This window comes from Curtobacterium sp. NPDC087082 (assembly GCF_044745045.1).
In the GTDB taxonomy this organism is placed as follows: domain Bacteria; phylum Actinomycetota; class Actinomycetes; order Actinomycetales; family Microbacteriaceae; genus Curtobacterium.
This window is the reverse complement of sequence record NZ_JBIUZN010000005.1, coordinates 20,095-35,162: the sequence shown is the minus strand read 5'-3', so window position 1 is coordinate 35,162 and position 15,068 is coordinate 20,095. Positions and strand designations below refer to the sequence as shown.

The following is a 15,068-nucleotide window of genomic DNA, read 5'->3' as shown; positions in this document are numbered from 1 at the left end:
GCTGGGGAGGAGTCCGATCGACATGGCGACAGCAGATCCGAGGGGTGGCGTGCTCGACGCCGCGGAACTCGCGCGCCGGCTGAACCTCCTCCTCGACTTCGAGGAAGCGCAGCGCGGCGCCCCCGTCCCGTTCGCGGCGATCGAGGAGTACGTGGCGGCCCAGGGCGGCTCGCTGTCCCGGGCGAAGTGGACGTACATGCTCTCCGGCGACGGCCGTCGCAACCGTGACACCGGGCTGCTCCGCCTGCTCGCGGGCTTCTTCGAGGTCGACGAGCGCTTCCTGCTCGAGGACAGCGACGTCCCCGAGCGCATCGGTGCCCAGCTCGCCCTCGTGCGCTCCCTCCGATCGGCACGTGTCAGCGGGTTCGCCGCCCGGACCTTCCCCGGTGAGCTCTCGCCCGAGGCGCTTCGTCGCATCGCCGAGGTGCTCGAGGAGGAGTCCGCCCGGGGGAGTGTCGCATGAGCGCTCCGACCGACCTCGTCGAGGCGTTCTGGGCGCGTGGTGCGGCCGAGGGGTGGTCCGACGTCGACCAGGCCGTCGCCGCCGCGGCCGAGGTGGTCGGCAAGCCGATCGTCGTCCGTGAAGAGGCGTTCCTCGCCGCCGAGCCCGTGTGCGGCTTCGTGGCGACGCTCGAGCGGCAGCACCTGGTGATGATCTCCCCGACGGCCTCGCGGACGTTCCGGTCGTTCGTCATCGGCCACGAACTCGGCCACATCCTGCACCGCCACCAGGACCACGCCCCGCAGGCGGCCTACATCCGCGACGTCATCCCGGACCTGCCGGAGTACAAGGTCGAGCGGGCACTCGCCCGCGGGCTGTTCTCGAACGAGTACGAGCACGAGGCCGAGGTCTTCGCCGACCGGCTCGCCGGGCTCATCCGCGGCCACCGCGACCGTCCGAGCGCGTTCCGCGGGGTGTTCGGGTGATCGTCTCCCTCGTCCAGGCGCTGCTCCTGATCGCGGGCACGGTCACGCTGTTCGTCCTGCAGCGCGGGCAGGACCGCACGCTCGCGGTCACCTTCCTGTTGTTCGCCGCGACGATCGTCACGAACGTCGACCCGCTGTACCGGTGGCTCGATCCGCTGTTCGGCGGGTTCAACGTGGTCACGGTCGTCAGCGACTGCCTGATGGTCGCGGGGACGAGCACCCTGCTCTGGGGTGTGGCGAAGGCCGTCGGTGCCGCACGGCCGTGGCTCCGGAACGCGATCGTCGTAACGTGCGCGGTCGTCGTCGTGGTGGTGATTGTGGCGTTCACCGTCCTCGACAAGCCCGCGACGACGACGACCTTCATGCTCGACGCCGGATCGCACCCGGCGGCGACGGTCTACTCGATCGCGCAGACGGTCTACCTCGGGGTGGCGCTCGGCGCGACCGGACTCATCTGCGTCCTGCACCTGCGCGAGGCCCGCACCACCACCGACCTCGTCGGCCTGTGGGTCCTCGTGCTCGGTGGGGTCCTCGGTGTCGTGCGGATGGTCGTCGTCGTGGTGATGGACCTCGCGCACGTCCTGGGCGACCTCGGCCTCACCCGGGCCCTCGCGCTGCCCTACGACGTCACGACCCCGGGTGCGGTGATCTGCGTGTCGTCCGGGATGCTCCTGCTCGTCATCGGCCACCAGGTCTCCCGTCGTCGGCGCTCCCGTCGGGTGGAGACCGCCCTGCGCGCCCTCACGCCGTTGCACGCGCGGATCGGCACCGACAACGCCTACCCCGACTCCGGCGATCCGGCGACGCGGCTCAGTCGGCTCATCGTCGAGATCAACGACGGCGCCCGTCGCGCCCGGCAGTCGCTGAGCGAGTCGGAGCAGCGGGCCCTGGCCGACGCCGAAGCGGCCCTCGACGCGGCGTAGCGCCAGTCGTTACCGGAACGGGACATCGATCCCACTGGATGGGTCGACGTCGTCCGGGCCGCCGTGTAGGGTCTGTAGCAGGTGCTACACGCGATGTGGCAGCACGGGGTGGGACTCGGCCGCGTTGGGGGCGGCCGAGCACCACCGGCCCCGTGCCCGCAGTGTCTAGGATCGTCGGGTGACCGTCTTCGCAGCCCTCGTCCTGTTCATCGGTGCCGTCTTCAACGTCGTCACCTGGCCCCGCTTCTTCCAGCGGGTCGCGAAGGACTCGCGGGCACGTGACGCCGCCGGCAAGCCGACGACGTTCTACACGGTGCACCTCGTGCTGCTGCTCATCGCGCTGGCGATCGCCGTCGCGGCCGTCGTCGCGGGGATCCTGCTGCTCGTCTGAGCCGGTCCCGACCGGCCTCGCCGGCCCGGCCGGCTGCGAGCGTGTCCGTCGCCGAGGGAGCAGGATCGGCGCTGGTACCGTCGCCGCCGGAGGCCGGGCCAGAACCCGAATCCGTCCCGGGACCCGGCGACGACGGGGCTGTGGACGCGACCCGGTGCCGGCCAGGAGGCGCGGTGCCGGCCCGCACCGCGCCTCCTGGCCCGCGACCGGTCGCGTTCAGGGCGCTTCAGGCCTGCTTCAGCGGCGCACGGCAGGATCGGGGCATGCGTGTCCTGGTGGTCGACGACGAGGTGCGGCTCGCCGACGGCGTCCGTCGCGGGCTGGAAGCCGAGGGGTGGGCGGTCGACGTCGCCCACGACGGCGTCGACGGACTGTGGCACGCCCGCGAGTTCGGCTACGACGCGATCGTGCTCGACCTGATGATGCCCGGCCTCAGCGGCTGGGCCGTGTGCGCGCAGCTCCGTGCCGACGGCGACTGGACGCCCGTCCTCATGCTGACGGCGAAGGACGGCGAGTGGGACCAGGTCGAGGCGCTCGACGCCGGGGCCGACGACTACGTGACGAAGCCGTTCTCGCACCCCGTCCTCGTGGCGAGGCTGCGTGCCCTGGTCCGCCGCGGTGCGCGCGAGCGCCCGGCGGTCCTGACGCTCGGCGACCTCGTCGTCGACCCGGCCGCCCGGACGGTGTCCCGGGCGTCGACGCCCGTCGAGCTGACGAGTCGCGAGTTCGCCGTCCTCGAGTTCCTGGCGCGCCGCGCCGGCGAGGTCTGCTCGAAGCGCGACGTCATCGAGAACGTGTGGGACGTCGACTTCGACGGCGACCCGAACATCGTCGAGGTGTACGTCGGACACCTGCGTCGCAAGGTCGACCGGCCGTTCGGTCGCACCGCGATCGAGACGGTGCGCGGCGCCGGCTACCGGTTGGCGGCGGACGGTGGCTGACGGCGGCCGCCGGCGCTTCCGGTCCGTCCGGGCCCGGACCACCCTCGGGGCGGTGGTCGTCGTGCTCGCGGCGCTGCTCGTCGGCGCGGCGGCGTTCGTCGTCGTGCTCCGCCTCGTCCTGCTCGACGGGGTGCGGACCACGGCGGAGTCGGGGCTCGAGCAGGCCTCGGCTCGTGTCGAGGCCGACGGCGCCGGGGTGGTGAGCGGCTACGAGGACGTCCTCGTGCAGGTCGTGGGGGACGACGGGTCCGTCCTCGCCCACGGGGACGACGCCGATCCACCGGCGCTCCCGACGGCCGACGAGTCCCGCTGGACCCATGACGGCGAGCGGTGGCTGCTCGTCGCCGACGACGTCGACCTGCCCGGCGGCGGGGACGCGACGCTCGTCTACGGGGTCTCCCTCGACCAGACCGACGCCGCCGTCGGTGCCGCGGTCGCGCTGCTGGCCGTGGGCGTCCCGGTGCTCGTGGTCGTGATGGGGGCCGTCACGTGGGTGGTCACCGGCCGGTCGCTGCGCCCGGTCGAACGCATGCGCACCGAGGTCGAGACGATCCGCGCGGCACGACCGGACGCCCGGGTCGCCGTCCCGGACACCGGCGACGAGATCGCCCGGCTCGCCACGACCATGAACACCATGCTCGACCGGCTCGACCGTTCCGCCGCGGGGCAGCGGCGGTTCGTCTCCGACGCCTCCCACGAGCTGCGGTCGCCGATCGCGACCATCCGCCAGCACGCCGAGGTCGCCGCGGCGCACCCCGACCGCGCCGACGTCGTCGAGCTGTCCGAGGTGGTGCGCTCGGAGGCGCTCCGGCTGCAGGACCTCGTGACGGGCCTCCTCGAGCTCTCGCGGCTCGACGAGGGCGACGTGGGCGTCCGGCGTCCGGTGGACCTCGACGACCTGGCGCTCGACGCCGTGGCCCGGGCGCGTGGACGGCTCGGCGGGAGCACCGCCGGGTCGATCCGGGTCGAGGGGTCCGGGATCGGGCCTGCCCGTGTCCTCGGGGACGAACGGCTCCTCGCCGCCGTGGTCCGCAACCTCGTCGACAACGCCGTCCGGCACGCCGAGGCTCGGGTCGTCGTCGCGCTCGCCGAGCAGGACGGACGCGCCGTCCTGACGGTGGACGACGACGGGGCGGGCATCGCCCCGGCGGACCGTGACCGCGTGTTCGAACGTCTCGTCCGGCTCGACGAGGCGCGCAGCCGGGACGCGGGCGGCGCGGGGCTCGGCCTCGCGATCGTCCAGGACGCCGTCCGGGCACACGGCGGGGACGTCGTCGTGGCGGACTCGCCCCTCGGCGGCGCCCGGTTCGCGGTCCGCATCGCACTCGGCGGCTGACCAGGGGGCTTCAGCCGTGCTTCAGCACCCGCCCGGCACCCTGGTCGCATGAACGCACTCCGCACCACCACCGCCCGCTCGACCCGTCGTGTCGCCGGCATCGCCGCCCTGCCGCTCGTGGCGTCCCTCGCCCTCGTCGGGTGCTCCACCGCGCAGTCCGACGGGGCCTCGTCCACGACGTCGTCGTCGTCCTCGTCCGGATCGGCGTCCGGCGGCGCGACCGCTGCGTCCGCCACGTCGAACGACGCCCTGCGTGCCGCCGTCGCCACCGCCCGCGACGCCGTGGGGTCTGGCACCGTGATCTCGGTCGAGCAGGAGCAGAACGGCACCGCGTACGAAGTGCTGGTCGTCACCGACGACGGCACCGAGCACGAGGTGCACACGAACGAGGCCGGCACGGCGGTGTCCGGATCGCCGCGCACCGAGACCTCGGACGCCGACGACCGGGCCGAGAACGAGCGCTTCACGGCCGCGGCCGACCTGACCGTGGACGACGCGGTCGGCCGGTTCGAGGACCTGCACGCCGGCACGATCACCGAGCTCGGGCTCGACGACCACCTCGGGAAGGTCGTCTGGGAGGGCGACGTCCGCGACGCCTCGGGCGCCAAGCACAGCGTCCGCCTCGACGCGGGCACCGGCAAGGTCGTCACGGACGAGGTCGACACCGACGACTGAGGCGCGGGCGCGGCCGTGGGCGCGAGCGCGGGCGCGAGGGCGTCGGTGGTCCGCGGTAGACCTGGGGCATCCGGCCACGCGCCGGCGGACCCGGGAGCGACGATGACCGACCAGACCCCGCGCACGTACCCCCAGGGCGTCCCCAGCTGGATCGACGCCCGACAGCCGGATCCAGATGCAGCCCAGGCCTTCTACGGCGGGCTGTTCGGCTGGGACTTCGAGGAGCGACTCCCGCCGGGGGCGCCGGGCTCCTACCGCATCGTGTCGATCGACGGGCACGAGGTCGGTGCCGTCGCGTCGAGTGACGAGCCGGCCACGTGGCGCACGTACATCGCGGTCGACGACGCCGACGCCGTGGCCCGTCGCGTCACGGAGCTCGGCGGCACCGCTGGTCCCGCCGAGGACGCCGGACCCGGGGGAGCGGCCGGCCGCAGTGTCGACTGCGTCGATCCCCGTGGTGCCGCGTTCGGGCTCTGGCAGGCGCGCGCCCGACTCGGCGCGCAGCACATCAACGCCCCCGGTGGGTGGGTGTTCAGCGACCTCCGCTCGACCGATCCGGAGCAGGCGATCGGGTTCTACGAGCAGCTCTTCGGCTGGCAGGTCTCCGGCATCGAGGAAGGCCCGAGCGCGATGGTCCGCCTGCCCGGGTACGGCGACCACCTCGCGGCGACCTCGGACCCGGACATCCGCGAACGCCAGGTCGGCACGCCGGAGGGGTTCGCCGACGTCATCGGCGCGCTCGACAAGCTCGACGCCGGGGCCGACGACTGGCACGTGTCGTTCAGCGTGGCGGACCGCGACGGTGCCGCGGCGCTCGCCGAACGGCTCGGTGGCCGGGTGCTGGACTCGTGGGACGGCTCCTGGACCCGGGCTGCGGAGCTGCAGGACCCGCAGGGTGCGACGTTCCGCGTCACGCAGTTCGCGCCGCAGGACGGCTGAGTCCCGCCACGAGGATGTCGAGCAGCCGGCCCGTCTGCGCGGCGTCGACCGCGTCGCGGGTGGAGAGCAGGATGCCCACCAGTGCGGCCGTGACGTCGTCGGCGAGCAGTTCGGCCCGGAGCGAGCCGTCGGCGGCCCCGGCGTCCAGGAAGCGCTGCACCGCCGCGTTCACCCGTTCTCGGGTCCCCGCGGCCTCGGCTGTCCCGCGCAACGCCCCCGCTCGCACGGTCTCGGCGAGCCCCCGCTTCGTGACGACGAACTCGGCGTACCGGCCGGCGAAGGCGCGGAAGGCGTCCGCGGCGCTCCCGGAGCCGGTACCGGGGGCGAGGAGCTCGTCGACGGTCGCGAGCGCAGCATCGAGCTCGGCGCGGTAGACCGCGGCGATGAGGTCGTCGCGCGTCGGGAAGTTCCGGTACAGCGTCCCGATCCCGACGCCCGCGGCCCGTGCCACAGCCTCGAGCGACGTGTCCTCGCCCTGCGCGGTGAAGGCCGCACGCGCGGCGTCCACCACCCGCTGGCGGTTGCGCGCGGCGTCCGCGCGAGGTCGCCGAGTGCTCGTGACGGGATCGCTAGCCAAAGCGGAGGCTCCTCCGGTTATGCTGATCGAAGCGGAGGTTCCTCCGTTTTGATCGACACTACCGGAGATGACATGCACGAGGAACAGTCACGGCGCCCGGGTGGCGCCTCCACGCTCGGCGGTCGGACCGTCGGACGGATCGGCTACGGGGCGATGGCACTCGAACGGTTCGCCGACGACCGGCAGGCGGGCGTGGCCCTGCTGCACCGCGCCCGGGAGCTCGGCGTCGACCACGTGGACACCGCCGACTTCTACGGAGACGGTGTCGCGAACGACGTGATCCGGCGAGCGTTCGGGGCCGATGACAGCGTGGTCGTCGTGAGCAAGGTCGGTGCCGTCCGGGTCGCCGCACCGGTGCCACTCGCCCTCGCGCAGCGTCCGGAGCAGTTGCGTGCTCAGGTGCACGCCAACCTGCGCAGCCTCGGCCGTGAGCGCATCGACGTCGTGAACCTCCGCCGAGCGGACACCGGCCCCGGTCTGCTGGCCGAGGGGGACCAGCTCGTGGACGTCGAGGACCAGCTGGCGGAGATGACCGCGATGCGCGACGAGGGGTTGATCGGGGGGATCGGTCTGAGTGCCGTGTCCGGCGAGGTGCTCGAGCGGGGGCTCGCGGCCGGGATCGTCTGCGTGCAGAACGCCTACTCGCTCGTGGCCCGTGAGCACGAGGCGCTGCTCGCCCAGTGCATCCGCGAAGGGATCGCGTGGGTGCCGTACTTCCCCCTCGGCGGGGCGTTCCCGGGCCTCCCGAAGGTCGTGGACGAACCGGTGGCCGTGCGGATCGCGGACGAGCTCGGCGTCACTCCGGCGCAGCTCGGACTCGCGTGGCTGCTGCAGCACGCGCCGGACGTCCTGCTCATCCCCGGGACGTCGGACGCCGGGCACCTGGCCGAGAACCTCGCCACGGGTGCGGTCCGGTTGGACGAGACACAGGTCGCCGACCTCGACGCGGTGTGGGGACGTCGGCTCGCGGACGGTACAGCCCACCCGTCCTGGCCGTGAGCGCCCGCCGGTCGGCGGTGGACGTCAGGACGCGGACGGCAACGGCGCGCCGAGGGCTCGGCGCAGCGCCAGCCCGGCGACCTGTTCGTCCGTGGTGTCGAGCAGCACCCGGTAGGTCTCCCCGGCCGTGACGAACTCGACGCACACCGCGTCGAAGTCGCACGGTTCGATCCGCCACCCGCGCACGGACTCCATCGGCACCGGCGTCAGGGCGTCCCGCTCGTAGCTGGTCTCGGCAGCGACGCGGTCGTCGAACACCCGGACGCGGCCGAAGGTGCCGCGCCAGGTGAGCTGGAGGTCGAGCGTGGGGGAGACAGATGGGTCCGGCACCCGCCGATCGTACCGACGGGTGCCGGACCCTCCTGCACGCCCCGGGCGCGCTGTTTCGCTATCCGGACACTCCGCCCGTCGTCGGTCGAGCCGACGGACGGGGGAGCTGCCGGTGATCAGGCCCGGTGGTCGTCCGATCCGGCGTCCGACCCGGCGTCCGACCCGGCGTCCGGACCAGCGGACGCATCCGTGGACCCGGTCGAGGAACCGTCCGCCGCTGCGGTCGAGGAGCCGTCCGTGCCGGCGCCGCTCCGACGCACCTGGTTCGCCGGGTCCCGACCGGTCACCGGGTACGGACCCGTGATGCCCGAGCGGAGCGAGGCGATCCGGAGGATGCGGTCGCGCTGCAGGAACCAGCCGAGGATGAGCAGCGGGATCACGATGATGAGCGACGCGATCGTGTACGTGCCGATCGGGTAGTCGATCGCCATGAGCACGATGACGGTCGCGAGGAACACCAGCGTCAGCCAGGACGTGTACGGCGCGCCCGGCAGCTTGAACGACGGCTCCTTCGCGAGTCCCTGCTTCGCCCACGACCGCAGCTTCATCTGGCAGAGGATGATCGTGCCCCAGGCGGTGATGATGCCGAGGCTCGCGATGTTCAGGGCGATCTCGAACGCCTGCCCGGGGACGAACAGGTTGAGGATGACGCCGACCAGCGTGAACGCCGAGGTCAGCAGGATGCCGGCGAACGGCACGCCGCCCTTCGTCATCTTCGTGGTCCACTTCGGCGCGGAGCCGTTCATGCCCATCGAGTGGAGTGCTCGTCCGGTCGAGTAGAGCCCGGCGTTCAGCGACGACAGCGCCGCGGTGAGGACGACGAAGTTCATGATCGAGCCGACGACCTGGCCGACCTGCGGGTTGCCGATCGACGAGAAGAAGGTCACGAAGGGGCTGACGCCGTCCTTGTACGAGGTGTACGGCAGGAGCAGCGAGAGCAGGACGACCGACCCGACGTAGAACACCGCGATGCGGAAGACGACCGAGTTGATCGCGCGGGGGATGACCTTCTCGGTGTCCTGCGTCTCGCCGGACGCGGTGCCGACGAGCTCGATCGCGGCGTACGCGAACACGACGCCCTGCACCACGAGGACCGCCGGGAGCAGGCCGGTCGGGAAGAGGCCGCCGTTGTCCGCCCAGATGCCGAAGCCGGTGCGGACCGCTTCGCCGCCCGCCTCCACCGGGAACGCGAACACGAGCCACACGAGCGCGACGATGAGGAAGGCCACCAGGGCGGCGACCTTGATGATCGCGAACCAGAACTCGAGCTCGCCGAAGACCTTCACCGCGACGAGGTTCGCGGCCAGCACGACGACGAGCGCCGCGAGGGCCAGCGCCCACTGCGGGATCGCGCGCGGTCCGGCCCAGTAGTGCAGGTAGAGCGCGACCGCGGTGGTGTCCACGATCGAGGTCATCGCCCAGTTCAGGAAGTACATCCACCCGGCGGCGTACGCGAACTTCTCACCGAAGAACTCGCGGGCGTACGAGATGAACGACCCGGACGACGGGCGGTGCAGCACGAGCTCACCGAGTGCCCGGAGGATGAAGAACGCGAAGATGCCCGCGATGAGGTACACGACCGCCAGGGCCGGCCCCGCGGTGTGCAGGCGACCGCCCGCGCCGAGGAAGAGCCCCGTGCCGATCGCGCCGCCGATGGCGATCATCTGCAGTTGCCGGGGCTTCAGCCCGTGCTGGTAGCCCTCCTGCTCGTGCGAGAAGTCGTTCGCGGGCGCGCGGTCCACCCCGGTGTCGTTCTGCGCTGTCATGCGCGACACGCTACAGGTGCGTCGAACCGGGGTGGCACACAACCATGCGAGTCTCCTGAAAAGTAACGAGCCGGTCACGATCGCGATCCCCGCACCGATGGGCGACACGCCGTGAACGGGGTACACCGGTGCCGGGATTCCGGCGGACCCGGATTCGCGACGGGGGACAAGCGCCGATAGCCTTGAACGTCCCTTCAGGGGACACCGACGATCAGGACGCGTCCACCGCAGCAGCACAGCGGGGGCCGTACGGTCGGCTGGACCGGGGTCGTCCCGAGTACGACCCCCGCGTGCGTGATCGCTCGCCCTGCGCCGTTGCGCGGGCTCGATGCGATGCCGCCGAACACGGTGCCGGGCGACCCGTCCGCAACCACCGGTACCGCCGTGCGCCGTTCCGCGCCGCGGTCCCGCGAGGAGCACCGTTGACCATCGCACCACCCCAGGACCGGCGTGCCGTCACGCCGGACCACCCCACCGACGTCCCGGCCGTGCGCGTGCACGGCGCCTACAAGGTCTTCGGCCGCCGACCCGGTGAAGCGGTCCGCCGTCTGGCCGACGGCGCCACCCGTGACGAGGTCCGTGACCTCGGCTCGGCAGCCGTCATCGACGCGTCCTTCGACGTGCGTCCCGGCGAGATCTTCGTCGTCATGGGCCTGTCCGGCTCGGGCAAGTCGACGCTCATCCGCATGCTGAACGGCCTGCTGGAGCCGACCGCGGGCAGCGTCGAGATCGGTGGCCGGACGGTCACCAAGGCGACGCCGAAGGAGATCCGCGAGATCCGCCGCACGAGCGTGTCGATGGTCTTCCAGCACTTCGCGCTGCTGCCGCACCGCACGGTGCTCGAGAACGTCGCGTACGGCCTCGAGGTCAACGGCGTCGACAAGGCCACCCGGCTGGCCAAGGCCCGCGAGGTCATCGGCCTGGTCGGACTCGACGTCTGGGCGGACGCCAAGCCCGACGAGCTCTCCGGCGGCATGCAGCAGCGCGTCGGCATCGCCCGCGCCCTCGCCGCCGAGACCGACGTCCTGCTGATGGACGAGGCCTTCAGCGCCCTCGACCCGCTCATCCGCCGCGAGATGCAGGAGCAGCTCGTCGACCTGCAGCAGCGCCTCGGCAAGACGATCGTCTTCATCACGCACGACCTCAACGAGGCCATGTTCCTCGGCGACCGGATCGCCGTGATGCGCGACGGCCGGATCGTGCAGATCGGTTCGCCGGAGGACATCCTCACGGACCCCGCGAACGACTACGTCGCGCAGTTCGTGCAGGACGTCGACCGTGCCCGCGTGCTCACCGCGTCGAGCGTCATGGAGCCCGCACGTGCCGCGGTCCCGCTGACCGTCGGCCCGCGTGGCGCGCTCCGGACCATGCGCGACCTGCAGACGGCCGCGGTCTTCGTGACCGGACGCGGCCGGAAGCTCGAGGGCTGGGTCCGCGACCGGCACGTCATGCGCCAGGTCAAGGCCGGCGACACGAACCTCGACGCCATCGTCAACACCGAGTACGCCCGGGTCGCGCCGGAGACCGCGCTGACCGACCTGTTCGAGCTCGCGGTGGAATCGCCGCTGCCGATCGCGGTCGTCGACGACGAGGGGCGCCTGCTCGGGGTCGTCCCGCGCGTCACCCTGCTCGCCGCCCTCGGCAACGTGCCGACGGCGACGATGCCCATCCCGGTGCTCGAGCCGGTCACCCGCATCTCCGACTCCGACATGGACTCGACCCTCGCCGAAGGAGACCACGCATGATCACCCCCGGTACCAACTCCTTCGGCGACTTCCACCTGCCCCTCGGCACCTGGGTCGCAGCGATCGTCGACTGGATCACCACCTACCTCTCCGGCTTCTTCGACGTCGTCCGCTACGTGTTCACGTGGATGGACGCGTGGATGGAGTACTTCCTCTCCACGCCGCCGTTCTGGGTGGTCGTCGCGATCCTCGTGGTCCTGGCGTTCGTCGCGAAGGGCTGGAAGCTCGCACTCGGCGCCGCCGTCGGTCTGCTCTTCATCGTGAGCGTCGGCCAGTGGACGAACGCGATGGACACCCTCGCCCTCGTGATCGTCGCCGCGGGGCTCGCTGTCGTGTTCAGCATCCCGCTCGGCATCTGGGCCGCCCGCTCGGACACCGCCAGCCGGATCATCCGCCCGGTGCTCGACTTCATGCAGACCACTCCGGCCTTCGTCTACCTGATCCCGGCGCTGCTGCTCTTCCGCGTCGGCGTCGTCCCCGGCATCGTCGCGACGATCGTCTTCGCGATGGCTCCGGGCGTCCGGCTCACCGAGCTCGGCATCCGTGGGGTCCCGAGCGAGGTCGTCGAGGCCGGCGCAGCGTTCGGGTCGAGCCCGTGGCGCATCCTCCGCCAGATCCAGCTGCCGCTCGCGAAGGCCAGCATCATGGCGGGCGTCAACCAGGTCATCATGCTGTCGCTCTCGATGGTCGTCATCGCCGGCATGGTCGGCGCCGGGGGACTCGGCGAGCAGATCGTCGCCTCGCTGAACCGCATCGACGTCGGTCTCGGTGCGGAAGCCGGCCTGTCGGTGGTGGTGCTGGCGATCCTGCTGGACCGCCTGACCGCAGCGCTCGGCGGTGACTCGGGCCGCGCCTCCAGGCTCTTCGGACGTGCGAAGCGGAAGCCCACCGTGACCGCGACGCCGAACGCGGCGACCGCCCAGACCGCCGCCACCACCGAAGCGGTCACCGACCGCCAGACCGTCGACGCGTGAGGAAGGAACAGATCATGAAGCGAACCAAGCGCACCCTCGCGGCCGCCGCACTCGCCGCCGCCACCGCCCTCGGCCTGTCCGCGTGCATGCCGCCCGGGTACTACGGCGCCTCCGGCACGCTCGACAACGGCGACCAGAAGTCCATGCACGTCGTCGTCTTCAACGGCTGGGACGAGGACACCGCCGCGAGCTACCTGTGGAAGCACGTCCTCGAGGAGAAGGGCTACGACGTCCAGCTCACGAACTCCGACGTCGCGCCCGCCTACACGGGCCTCGCATCCGGCGACTACGACGTCGTGTTCGACACCTGGCTGCCGAACACGCACAAGGAGTACATGGACACGTACGGCAAGGACCTCACGGACCTCGGCGCGTGGAACGAGCAGGCGTCGCTCGAGCTCGCCGTGCCCGAGTACTCGGACATCGACTCGATCGACGAACTGAAGGCAAAGGCCTCGGACTTCGGCAACAAGATCGTCGGCATCGAGCCCGCGGCCGGCGAGACGAAGGTCGTGCAGGACCAGGTGATCCCGAAGTACGGCCTCGACGGGATGGACTTCATCACGAGTTCGACGCCGGCGATGCTCGCCGACCTCAAGGCCGCGATCGCGAAGAAGGAGGACGTCGTCGTGACGCTGTGGCGTCCGCACTGGGCGTACGACGCCTTCCCGATCAAGGACCTGGAGGACCCGAAGGGCGCCCTCGGCAAGAACGAGGAGATCCACACCATCGCCAAGAAGGACTTCGCCGACGAGTTCCCGCAGGCGTCGAAGTGGATGGAGGACTTCGCGATGGACTCCGACACGCTCTACTCACTCGAGAACGCGCTCGTGAACAGCGGTGCGAAGACGAGCGAGTACCCGGCGATCACCGCGAAGTGGGCGTCCGAGCACCAGGACTACGTGGACTCGCTCACCTCGACGAAGTAGCAGCAGCCCCTGCCAGGAGGCGCGGTGCCGGTCCGGCGCCGCGCCTCCTGTCGTGCGGGTGGTCGCGTTCCTGAACGACGTCCGTCGTCCACCGCTTCGATGGAGGGATGGACATCCTCCTCCGGCTCCTCGTCGCGATCGGCGTCGCGCTGCTCGTCACCGCCGCCGCCGCGCTCGTCCTGCACCTCGTCTTCCGCGCACTCGCGCGGCGGGAACGCTGGGCGGCCGTGCTCTCCCGACGCATGAAGCACCCGTTCCGCACCGAACTGCTCGTCGTGCTCCTCTGGGTCGCGTTCGTCACGAGCGTCCCGAACCGGCCGGACGCCTTCCCGTGGCGCGCGCCGGTGTCGCACGGATTCCTCATCGCCACGATCGCCGCAGGCACCTGGCTGGCGTGCCAGATCGCGATCTTCCTCGAGGACCTCGGCCTGCACCGCTTCCGCATCGACGTCCCGGACAACCGGCAGGCCCGCCGCATCCGCACGCAGGTCCTCGTGATCCGTCGGCTGACCGTCGCGGTCCTCGTGATCATCGGCATCGGCGCGATCCTGCTGACCTTCCCGGGGGTCGAGGCAGCCGGGGCGAGCGTGCTCGCGTCGGCGGGGCTCATCTCCGTCATCGCCGGCCTCGCGGCGCAGTCGACGCTGGGCAACGTCTTCGCCGGCATGCAGCTCGCGTTCTCCGGGTCGATCCGTGTCGACGACGTCGTCGTGGTCGAGCAGCAGTGGGGGCGGATCGAGGAGATCACCCTCACCTACGTCGTCGTGCACCTGTGGGACGACCGGCGGTTCGTGCTGCCGTCGACGTACTTCACCAGCACGCCGTTCGAGAACTGGACCCGGACCAACAGCGAGCTGCTCGGTGCCGTCGAGCTCGACCTCGACTGGCGGGTCCGGCCGGGGGAGATGCGGGCCGAGCTCGACCGGATCCTCGACCGCACCGAGCTCTGGGACCGCCGGGTGAAGGTCCTGCAGGTCACCGACGCCGTGCAGGGGTCCGTGCGTGTCCGGGTCCTCGCGACCTCGCACGACGCGCCGTCCCTGTTCGACCTGCGCTGCTACATCCGCGAGGAGCTCGTCGACTGGATCCAGCGGACCCACCCCGACGCGCTGCCGGTCCAGCGGGTGCTCATGGTGGACGAGGTCGCGGCGCCGCGACGGCGCGCGGCGTCGACCGCGTCGGAGTCCGCGCTGTTCACGCCGGACCAGGACGACCGTGCGGCGCTCTTCACGGGACCGATCCAGACCTCGGACATCCCGCGGTCGGAGCGCTGACCGGCCGGCCCCGGAACAGACGGACGGACGGGAGGGACGGTGCCAGCTGGCACCGTCCCTCCCGTCCGTCACCGGGTTGCGTCCCGTCACCGGGTCGCGCCGCGGTCTACGGCTGCTTGGCCTTGACGGCACGGTCGTCCTCGACGACCGTGCCGATCGCCACGAGCGTCGTCGCGATCCACGCCACCCACGTCAGCGCGAGGCGCCAGTCACGCGGGCCCTGCCGCGTGGTCTGCACCACGCTGTAGCCGCTGATGATCGAACTCCACACCGCACCGCTGAACATGAACTTCCGCACGGGTTCCTCCTGTCGTCGTCCCGTCAACGCTACCGGCCGCTACA

General features: G+C 71.7%; 17 protein-coding genes. 13 read left to right on the top strand and 4 right to left on the bottom strand.

The annotated features are described in order from the left end of the window. The first annotated feature begins 22 nt into the window (after nt 1–22). The 8 genes from ACIPEP_RS13680 to ACIPEP_RS13645 all read left to right on the top strand — a co-directional run bounded on the left by ACIPEP_RS13680 (nt 23) and on the right by ACIPEP_RS13645 (nt 6,132). Nucleotides 23–463: a hypothetical protein gene (locus ACIPEP_RS13680; protein ID WP_070419521.1), complete on the top strand. Its 441-nt coding sequence runs from the start codon at nt 23–25 to the stop codon at nt 461–463. Then, on the top strand, nt 460–927 hold the full coding sequence (locus ACIPEP_RS13675; protein ID WP_022905932.1) for an ImmA/IrrE family metallo-endopeptidase: 468 nt from the start codon (nt 460–462) through the stop codon (nt 925–927). Before ACIPEP_RS13680 ends, ACIPEP_RS13675 begins: the two co-directional genes overlap by 4 nt. Beyond that, on the top strand, nt 924–1,850 hold the full coding sequence (locus ACIPEP_RS13670; protein ID WP_402717556.1) for a hypothetical protein: 927 nt from the start codon (nt 924–926) through the stop codon (nt 1,848–1,850). Before ACIPEP_RS13675 ends, ACIPEP_RS13670 begins: the two co-directional genes overlap by 4 nt. Nucleotides 1,851–2,028: 178 nt before the next feature. Then, nucleotides 2,029–2,241: an SCO4848 family membrane protein gene (locus ACIPEP_RS13665; RefSeq protein ID WP_070418512.1), complete on the top strand. Its 213-nt coding sequence runs from the start codon at nt 2,029–2,031 to the stop codon at nt 2,239–2,241. Nucleotides 2,242–2,504: 263 nt separating this feature from the next. Next, nucleotides 2,505–3,182: a response regulator transcription factor gene (locus ACIPEP_RS13660; RefSeq protein ID WP_071294923.1), complete on the top strand. Its 678-nt coding sequence runs from the start codon at nt 2,505–2,507 to the stop codon at nt 3,180–3,182. Further along, a complete protein-coding gene (locus ACIPEP_RS13655) occupies nt 3,175–4,518 on the top strand; it encodes a sensor histidine kinase (protein WP_402717555.1) in 1,344 nt (447 codons plus the stop codon). The genes ACIPEP_RS13660 and ACIPEP_RS13655 overlap by 8 nt, the downstream gene beginning before the upstream one ends. 48 nt (nt 4,519–4,566) lie before the next feature. After that, nucleotides 4,567–5,193 carry a PepSY domain-containing protein gene (locus tag ACIPEP_RS13650; protein ID WP_402717554.1) on the top strand — a complete coding sequence of 209 codons (627 nt, stop codon included), beginning with the start codon at nt 4,567–4,569 and terminating at the stop codon, nt 5,191–5,193. A gap of 102 nt (nt 5,194–5,295) precedes the next feature. Continuing rightward, the gene (locus ACIPEP_RS13645) at nt 5,296–6,132 is read left to right on the top strand and encodes a VOC family protein (protein ID WP_402717553.1); all 837 of its coding nucleotides are present in this window, start codon (nt 5,296–5,298) and stop codon (nt 6,130–6,132) included. Here ACIPEP_RS13645 and ACIPEP_RS13640 read toward each other — a convergent pair. Continuing rightward, nucleotides 6,104–6,709 (bottom strand): TetR/AcrR family transcriptional regulator, encoded by a 606-nt coding sequence (locus tag ACIPEP_RS13640; protein ID WP_402717552.1) that lies wholly within the window; start codon nt 6,707–6,709, stop codon nt 6,104–6,106. The two genes, ACIPEP_RS13645 and ACIPEP_RS13640, sit on opposite strands and share 29 nt — an antisense overlap. 72 nt (nt 6,710–6,781) lie before the next feature. On the opposite strand from ACIPEP_RS13640, the gene ACIPEP_RS13635 reads away from it, so the two are divergent. Next, on the top strand, nt 6,782–7,708 hold the full coding sequence (locus tag ACIPEP_RS13635; protein ID WP_402717551.1) for an aldo/keto reductase: 927 nt from the start codon (nt 6,782–6,784) through the stop codon (nt 7,706–7,708). A gap of 24 nt (nt 7,709–7,732) precedes the next feature. Here the strand turns inward: ACIPEP_RS13635 and ACIPEP_RS13630 are convergent, their stop codons facing one another. Both ACIPEP_RS13630 and ACIPEP_RS13625 read right to left on the bottom strand, forming a co-directional pair. After that, the gene (locus ACIPEP_RS13630) at nt 7,733–8,038 is read right to left on the bottom strand and encodes a hypothetical protein (protein WP_402717550.1); all 306 of its coding nucleotides are present in this window, start codon (nt 8,036–8,038) and stop codon (nt 7,733–7,735) included. Between the two features lie 116 nt (nt 8,039–8,154). Further along, a complete protein-coding gene (locus ACIPEP_RS13625; RefSeq protein ID WP_402717549.1) occupies nt 8,155–9,804 on the bottom strand; it encodes an amino acid permease in 1,650 nt (549 codons plus the stop codon). Nucleotides 9,805–10,232: 428 nt separating this feature from the next. Here ACIPEP_RS13625 and ACIPEP_RS13620 point away from each other — a divergent pair, with 428 nt between their 5' ends. The 4 genes from ACIPEP_RS13620 (at nt 10,233) to ACIPEP_RS13605 (ending at nt 14,726) form a co-directional block, all read left to right on the top strand. Continuing rightward, on the top strand, nt 10,233–11,549 hold the full coding sequence (locus ACIPEP_RS13620; protein ID WP_374475309.1) for a glycine betaine/L-proline ABC transporter ATP-binding protein: 1,317 nt from the start codon (nt 10,233–10,235) through the stop codon (nt 11,547–11,549). Further along, a complete protein-coding gene (locus ACIPEP_RS13615) occupies nt 11,546–12,523 on the top strand; it encodes a proline/glycine betaine ABC transporter permease (RefSeq protein ID WP_309889531.1) in 978 nt (325 codons plus the stop codon). Before ACIPEP_RS13620 ends, ACIPEP_RS13615 begins: the two co-directional genes overlap by 4 nt. Nucleotides 12,524–12,537: 14 nt before the next feature. Then, complete coding sequence (locus tag ACIPEP_RS13610; RefSeq protein WP_402717548.1) at nt 12,538–13,452, top strand: glycine betaine ABC transporter substrate-binding protein; 915 nt, start codon at nt 12,538–12,540, stop codon at nt 13,450–13,452. Between the two features lie 107 nt (nt 13,453–13,559). After that, complete coding sequence (locus ACIPEP_RS13605; protein ID WP_070418520.1) at nt 13,560–14,726, top strand: mechanosensitive ion channel family protein; 1,167 nt, start codon at nt 13,560–13,562, stop codon at nt 14,724–14,726. Nucleotides 14,727–14,832: 106 nt separating this feature from the next. On the opposite strand, the gene ACIPEP_RS13600 is transcribed toward ACIPEP_RS13605, so the two are convergent. Next, on the bottom strand, nt 14,833–15,024 hold the full coding sequence (locus ACIPEP_RS13600; RefSeq protein ID WP_070418521.1) for a hypothetical protein: 192 nt from the start codon (nt 15,022–15,024) through the stop codon (nt 14,833–14,835). Nucleotides 15,025–15,068 lie beyond the last annotated feature (44 nt).

Excerpts from the sequence above, each read along its gene's own strand:
- ACIPEP_RS13680 (WP_070419521.1), top strand. The coding sequence starts at position 23 with ATGGCGACAGCAGATCCGAGGGGTGGCGTGCTCGACGCCGCGGAACTC.
- ACIPEP_RS13675 (WP_022905932.1), top strand. The coding sequence starts at position 460 with ATGAGCGCTCCGACCGACCTCGTCGAGGCGTTCTGGGCGCGTGGTGCG.
- ACIPEP_RS13660 (WP_071294923.1), top strand. The coding sequence starts at position 2,505 with ATGCGTGTCCTGGTGGTCGACGACGAGGTGCGGCTCGCCGACGGCGTC.
- ACIPEP_RS13650 (WP_402717554.1), top strand. The coding sequence starts at position 4,567 with ATGAACGCACTCCGCACCACCACCGCCCGCTCGACCCGTCGTGTCGCC.
- ACIPEP_RS13645 (WP_402717553.1), top strand. The coding sequence starts at position 5,296 with ATGACCGACCAGACCCCGCGCACGTACCCCCAGGGCGTCCCCAGCTGG.
- ACIPEP_RS13635 (WP_402717551.1), top strand. The coding sequence starts at position 6,782 with ATGCACGAGGAACAGTCACGGCGCCCGGGTGGCGCCTCCACGCTCGGC.
- ACIPEP_RS13625 (WP_402717549.1), bottom strand. The coding sequence starts at position 9,804 with ATGACAGCGCAGAACGACACCGGGGTGGACCGCGCGCCCGCGAACGAC.
- ACIPEP_RS13615 (WP_309889531.1), top strand. The coding sequence starts at position 11,546 with ATGATCACCCCCGGTACCAACTCCTTCGGCGACTTCCACCTGCCCCTC.
- ACIPEP_RS13610 (WP_402717548.1), top strand. The coding sequence starts at position 12,538 with ATGAAGCGAACCAAGCGCACCCTCGCGGCCGCCGCACTCGCCGCCGCC.
- ACIPEP_RS13605 (WP_070418520.1), top strand. The coding sequence starts at position 13,560 with ATGGACATCCTCCTCCGGCTCCTCGTCGCGATCGGCGTCGCGCTGCTC.